Here is a 5,935-nt window from a genome sequence, read left to right as displayed (position 1 = left end):
GACCGACCGACCTGATGCTCTTCCGAAGCCACGTCGACGCAACCACCACCTCCACTTGCGAGCGAGACATGAACCATGAGCGCCGCCTCGATCCGCGCGAGGTCAACCTTCGACACCTGGAACCGGCCTGCGCCGTCGAGTACGAGGGAGAACTGGACACCCGGCTGCTTCGCCAGGCGTTCCGGATCCTGAGCGACCGCTACCTGGTCCTGCGCAGCTGCATACGTGACGACGGGCACGCTCACACCATGCACGTTCCGGCGGGCCACTATCCCGCACTGGTCACGCTGACCGGATCGCGGGACGACCTGCTCGCGATGGTGCGTTATCCGAACAGGATCGAGCACGGCACGAGCCGCCTGATAGCGGCAGCCCGGCCAGGCGCCGAATCCACCGGATGGATCGCACTGCAGGTCAACCACGCGGTCATGGACGGCCGCACGGTCCAGAAATTCCTCGCCGAACTGTGGGAGATCTACTCCGCGCTGGCCGAAGGCCGGCACGTTCAGCCGGGCCCCGGCACAGGCCTTCCCCGCGCTCCCTCGGAATTCCTCGCGTCCCATCGTGCAATCGTCAACGATTTGCTCAACGGGGCGCCGAACCCGTTCACGGCCCCGGAAGCACACCCTGAGGTCGGCGATTTCCCTCGTGAGAAATGGCTGATGTTGACGGAGGAGGAGACCGGGCAGCTGGTCGCCGCATCGCGGATATTCGGAACGTCGGTCCACGCGCTCGTCTGCGGGGCGATACTCGGCAGCACCCGCCGACGCATCCCCATCCCGGGGCTGGCGCCCATGACGTGCAGTTCCATCGTCGACCTCCGCACCCGAGCCAATCCGCCGCTGGACCCCGTCGACACGGCAAACTTCTCGCTGTGGACCGACGTTGCCGTCGGCGTGGCTCCCGACGACGACCCGGTCGCCGTCGGGAAGAGCATGAAGAAGACGCTCCAGTCGGCCCGCGCAAAGCCTCGCCACGGAGACGCGGTCGCGCATACTGGCCGGGACACAGCCTTCGGCCGTTATGCTCATCTGCTGACTGTGGCCATCACCAACCCGGGGGTGATCCCTCCGTACGCGACACCGCCCGGGCTGTCGTTTGTCCGGCTGCAGTGGCTCAACTCGGTGGCGAACCAGTTCCCGGTGAAATCTCCGCACGCGGTGTACGCCGCCTACACATTCAACGGCTGTATCACGGTCAACGGAATCTTTCCCCGCGAACTGTTCTCTGGAGAGGACATCGAATCCATCGACAACGACCTGCGGACCAATCTCCGTCGAATGTGTCAATCGGGACGTGACATCACGGAGTCGACCAATCGGGATTTCACGACGCAGCTCTGACGAGACTGCGCATGCATCGCGACCGAACGAATGCGATCGCTTGGCCCCGGCGATTACCGAAACTCTCGGTGCCGCCTCGCCGACTGCAACGGCGGACGAGGTCAGGTCAAGCCCGCTTTCGCGGGCGGCCTGGTCGGTCAGCAGGCGGGGCTCGGCGATCGAGCAGCAGGGCGTTGAGCTGGGCCGCGGCGCTGCGGAGGCGAGGCAGATCGCCGGCTGGATCGGACCAGCGATTCGACGGGGCCGCGAAGACGGCGCGGCGCGCCAGCGCGATGCGGTAGCTCCAGCACGCGCACCACGTAGGCGTCGCGGTCCACCCGGCCTTCGGGCAACGCGGAGTTGGCGAACACCGCCGGGCGCCACGCCCTCGGCACCAGGTCACCGTCGATGTCGCGCGGCAGCAGCGGGCGACGGCTGGGTTTGCGCGCGGCCAGCGCAGGCAGTTTCCGCACCGCCGCGAGGATCCTCTTGCCGCCCTGAGCCGCGGACAGCGCGGAGGACTCGCCGAGCAGGGTGCGGAACGGGCGGACGGTGTTGTACCGGACGGCCAGCGCCTTGCGCAGCGCGGTGGTCGCTGAAGGGCGTCAGGCGCGGTGTCCGGTACGACTCGTTCTCGGCGGCGAGCTCGGTCGGGCCCTCGGCAGAACTGACGTGGGAATCAGCGGTCGGATCAACGCGGATCACGGTCACGGCTCCTCTGGCTTGTCGGGAGTGAGCAAAGCGATCTTGGCACTGCGGGACGATTCGATGAGACAGCGGTCGATCCTGCTTCCTTCGCGCAGAAACGCAGCAGTGCTCGGACATTCAGGTCATAAATCGGATTAGGGCATGAATGGCCTCTGCTGTCGACGCATCTTGATGCAAAGCCCTTGTGGTACAACAGGATCCAGCGCTTTTGGAACCTGTTGCAAACAAACGCGTGGAGGATTCTCGCGGCTCAAAAAGTGTTCGTTTCGCTCGTGGACGACCTCGCCGGCGCGGAGACTATCGCGGGACAGCTTGTACCAGTACCGCGAGAACGCCCGCAGGGTCAGCGGACGCAAATCCGAGCGCGGTCCTGGCGGACCGGTGGCTGATCGGCCGGGAATCGCGAGCGGGCCAAGGGGATCCGGGAGTGGGCTCGGGCCAACGGCTTCAACTCGGTGGCCGCCCGCGGGCGGGGCCGTCGCGGCTGCGCCGACGGCGCGCTCCGCGCAAGAGCCGGACAAAGTAGCGGGCTGCGGCGCGTGCTCGCGGAAGCGTGAGATGGCCAGGCGCCGAATATCCGTTTGGAACCAGGGCGGGTCTTCCGCGTCGCTTGTTCCCAGCGCCTCCCGGCTTTCGAGGGCTCTTGTGCAGACCCGCAGCGTGTCTGTGGGCGTGTGCAGGCGGGGCGACCAGGCCGCCCTGCCTGACGACTACCTGAAATACTCCGATGAGCGTGCCGCGGCGACGGGCTTCAGCGCACCCCCGAAACCTGTCCTGCCGTGCGCATCCGCACGTACGCGCGGATGCGGTCGTCAGAGAACACGCTCGCCGACGTCTGGTCCAGGTCAATCCACGTCGGCTGCTGACCGCTTTCGCCGCCGAGCGGCACACCGCGACCGGCGACGGCGGCGTAGGGCAGGCTCAAGGTCGGTGCCCACCTCGGCGGGGTGCTCGGCAAGCTCGTGGTCGTCGAATACGGCTGGCGTGTCACCCGCTGCGCGAATCCCGGTGCACTTGGGCGATCTTCACCTCCAGCAGCCGCGCCATCCGCCGGACCGAGAACTGGCTGCGCACGAGTGCGGTCGCCTTCACGCACGGGCGGTCAGGCTCGATGCCGGGGACCAGGCAGTGCGGAAGGAGCGAACGGTGGCCCGGGCATCCGATCCCCGGCGCTCGCACCTCCATCGGGAAGACCTCCGACATCGGCATGCCGCCCGAGGCGGCGGCTGGTCTCTTTTCGGCGGCGCACCGCGGCTGGACAGCGCGTGACCGAGATCGCGGCGGTGCTCCGCCCACGGCCGGCGGGGAGCGGGGTCTTGACATCCCGCGAACAACCCATCAGATTGTAACCAGTATCCAATCTGGACCAAGTTTGAGGCATCGCGGTCGGCATAAGTGCAGTTAGAAACCTTTCTGTGTGGCCAACTTGTATCCATTATCCAACTTGAGGAGTGCCCGTGAGAACCGTCCCCGTCTCGTGGTACTGCGAAGGAGACGTCCTCGACGGTCTGTGGCGTACGCCCGGCACGCCCGGGCCCTACCGCGTGGTGGTGCAGGGGCCGGGCTGGCTGGGGCTCAAGGACGCGAAGCTCTACGTGCGCTATCACGAAGCACTCGTCGAAGCCGGTTTCGCGGTGCTCGTCTTCGATTACCGCGGCTTCGGCGGCTCGGGCGGCGATCCCGAACTGCTCTCGCCCCGGCGGCAGCTGGAAGACCTGCAGAGCGCGGTGACCTACCTGCTCAGCCGCGACGACGTCGTCCGCGACGGCATCGGCGTGTTCGGCAGCGGCGGCACCGGCGGCGGCAACGCCGTCCTGCTGGCGGCCACCGACCCTCGGGTCCGCGCCGTGGTGAGCCAGCTCCCGGTCGCCGACGGCGCCGACTGGCTGCACCGGATGCGCAGCGAGTACGAGTGGCTCGACTTCCTGGCGGCGCTGGAAGCCGACCGCCGGGACCAGGTGCGCACCGGCGTCGGCCGGCTGGTCGATCCCCGCGAAGAGATCATGGTCCCCACCGCCGAGCGGCGAGCCAGCAAGATGAAGGCCGACGTCGACGGGCGTACGCCCACCAAGGTCCGGCTGTCCGCCGCGGCCGAGATCCTCGGTTACCGCCCGGCCGAAGCCGCGGCCGGGCTCCGCACGCCGTTGCTGGTCATCGCGGTGGAGAACGACGCCACCACGCCGGCCGACCACGCCGAGCGGATCTACGAAGCGGCCCGCGGCCCCAAGGCGTTGCTGATCCAGCGGCACACCAGCCACTACGCGGCCTACGACCGTTACTGGGAACAGGTAACGCCAAGGATCGTCGCCTGGTTCGAAACCCACCTTCGCGGAGCCGATCTGGTTCTCCGCACGAGTCACCCCACCGATCCCGAGGAGTCCTTCGAGGTGCAGGCATGAGTGTGCAGTTGCGAGTCACGGGCGGCCGGATCCACCTGCCGGGCGGAGCGGTGAGCGCCGACCTGCTGGTCGCCGGCGGCAAGGTCGCCGGGCTGGTCAGCCAGGACACCCCGGTGACCGGGGTGGACCAGGTCGTCGACGCCACGGGCAAGGTCGTGCTGCCGGGCATGGTCGACGTCCACGTCCACACGCGTGAACCCGGTGTCACGCACAAGGAAGACATCCACACCACCACCCTGCAGGCCGCGGCCGGCGGCGTGACGACGATCTTCGGGATGCCCAACCTGATCCCGCCCACCACGTCGGTGGCCACGCTGCGGCAGGTGTTCGGCCTCTACGCGGAGAAGTCCATTGTGGACTGGAACCACAACCCGGCGGCGACCGAGGCGGACCAGATCGCGCCGATGGCCGCGATGGGCGTCAACGCGTACAAGATCTACATGGTCGTCGACACCGGGCGCACCTACCCGCACCCCGCGGGAACCGGGATGCACGGCCACGGCGACCTGCTCCGCATGATGGAGCTGATCCGCGACACCGGCAAACGGTTCATCATCCACCCGCACGACCAGTCGCTGATGGACTACATCGAAGGCGAGTACCTGGCCCGCGGCGAGAACACCCCGGCCGGTTACGCCTCCGCCTACGCCTCGCGCGACGGGGTCATCTGGGACACCGCCATCGACGTCGTACTCCGGCTCGCCGAAGCCTCGGGCTGTCCCGTGCACCTGGCCCACATGCAGACCCGCCGGTCCGTCGAAGCGGTCCGCCGCGCCAAGGCCAACGGCGTCGACGTCACCTGCGAGGTCAACCACTGGCTGCCTTTTCTGTCCACTTGGGAGGATGTCGAAAAGCTGGGCCCGTACGCCCTTTCCTACTGGGTGCCGGACGAAGGACGCGAAGCGGTCTGGCAGGGCCTGCGCGACGGCACGATCGACATGTTCTCCTCGGACCACGCACCGCACACGCGGGAAGAGAAGGAGATCGGCTGGACGAAGATGTGGAGCGCGCACACCGGCACGCCCGGCATCCAGTACTTCTACCCGCTCGCGCTCGACGCCGTGAACAAAGGGCAGCTGACCCTCGACCGTGTCGTCGAGCTGATGGCCTGGGCGCCCGCGCAGAAGTTCGGCCTGGCCGGCAAGAAGGGCGCGCTGACCCCCGGGTACGACGCGGACTTCGTAGTGGCGGACATGGATTCGCCCTGGACCATCCGCGAGGCCGACGTGCTCTCGCGCTCCGGCTGGACCTGCTACGAGGGCCGCGAACTGAGCGCGGCCATCGAACGGACCCACGTGCGCGGGACCGAGGTCTTCGCGCACGGCGTGGTCACCGGCAAGCCCGGCCACGGGAAGCTCGCGGCCGTGACGGAAAAGGCGGTCTCCGCATGAAGTTCGGACTGCTGCTGCCCCATTTCGGCGAACACGCCTCGCGCGAGAACGTCATCGAGGGCGCCAAGCTCGCGGAACGGGCCGGGTTCGATTCGGTCTGGGTCCGCGACCACCT

6 protein-coding genes are annotated in these 5,935 nt (G+C 67.9%); 3 read left to right on the top strand and 3 right to left on the bottom strand.

Going from position 1 to position 5,935, the window contains the following annotated elements; all coding sequences use genetic code 11:
* Positions 1-1,343, top strand: a 1,343-nt coding sequence (locus A4R44_RS39320) for a hypothetical protein (protein ID WP_157905120.1), incomplete at its 5' end; no start/stop codon positions are given.
* 137 nt (positions 1,344-1,480) lie between these two features.
* Here A4R44_RS39320 and A4R44_RS48605 read toward each other — a convergent pair.
* The 3 genes from A4R44_RS48605 to A4R44_RS39315 all read right to left on the bottom strand — a co-directional run bounded on the left by A4R44_RS48605 (position 1,481) and on the right by A4R44_RS39315 (position 3,215).
* Positions 1,481-1,795: a hypothetical protein gene (locus tag A4R44_RS48605; RefSeq protein ID WP_157905119.1), complete on the bottom strand. Its 315-nt coding sequence runs from the start codon at positions 1,793-1,795 to the stop codon at positions 1,481-1,483.
* A gap of 986 nt (positions 1,796-2,781) precedes the next feature.
* Positions 2,782-2,955: a hypothetical protein gene (locus tag A4R44_RS48600; RefSeq protein ID WP_157905118.1), complete on the bottom strand. Its 174-nt coding sequence runs from the start codon at positions 2,953-2,955 to the stop codon at positions 2,782-2,784.
* A gap of 62 nt (positions 2,956-3,017) precedes the next feature.
* Positions 3,018-3,215 (bottom strand): hypothetical protein, encoded by a 198-nt coding sequence (locus A4R44_RS39315; RefSeq protein WP_157905117.1) that lies wholly within the window; start codon positions 3,213-3,215, stop codon positions 3,018-3,020.
* Positions 3,216-3,487: 272 nt separating this feature from the next.
* Between A4R44_RS39315 and A4R44_RS39310 the strand changes: the two genes are divergently transcribed.
* Both A4R44_RS39310 and A4R44_RS39305 read left to right on the top strand, forming a co-directional pair.
* Complete coding sequence (locus tag A4R44_RS39310; protein WP_067592779.1) at positions 3,488-4,429, top strand: alpha/beta hydrolase; 942 nt, start codon at positions 3,488-3,490, stop codon at positions 4,427-4,429.
* Positions 4,426-5,820: a dihydroorotase family protein gene (locus A4R44_RS39305; RefSeq protein ID WP_067592776.1), complete on the top strand. Its 1,395-nt coding sequence runs from the start codon at positions 4,426-4,428 to the stop codon at positions 5,818-5,820. The genes A4R44_RS39310 and A4R44_RS39305 overlap by 4 nt, the downstream gene beginning before the upstream one ends.
* The last annotated feature ends 115 nt before the right edge of the window (positions 5,821-5,935 follow it).

This window comes from Amycolatopsis sp. M39 (genome assembly GCF_001651785.1).
GTDB lineage: Bacteria > Actinomycetota > Actinomycetes > Mycobacteriales > Pseudonocardiaceae > Amycolatopsis > Amycolatopsis rubida.
Note: the sequence above shows the minus strand (reverse complement) of the source record. Positions and strands in the feature narration are given on the sequence as shown.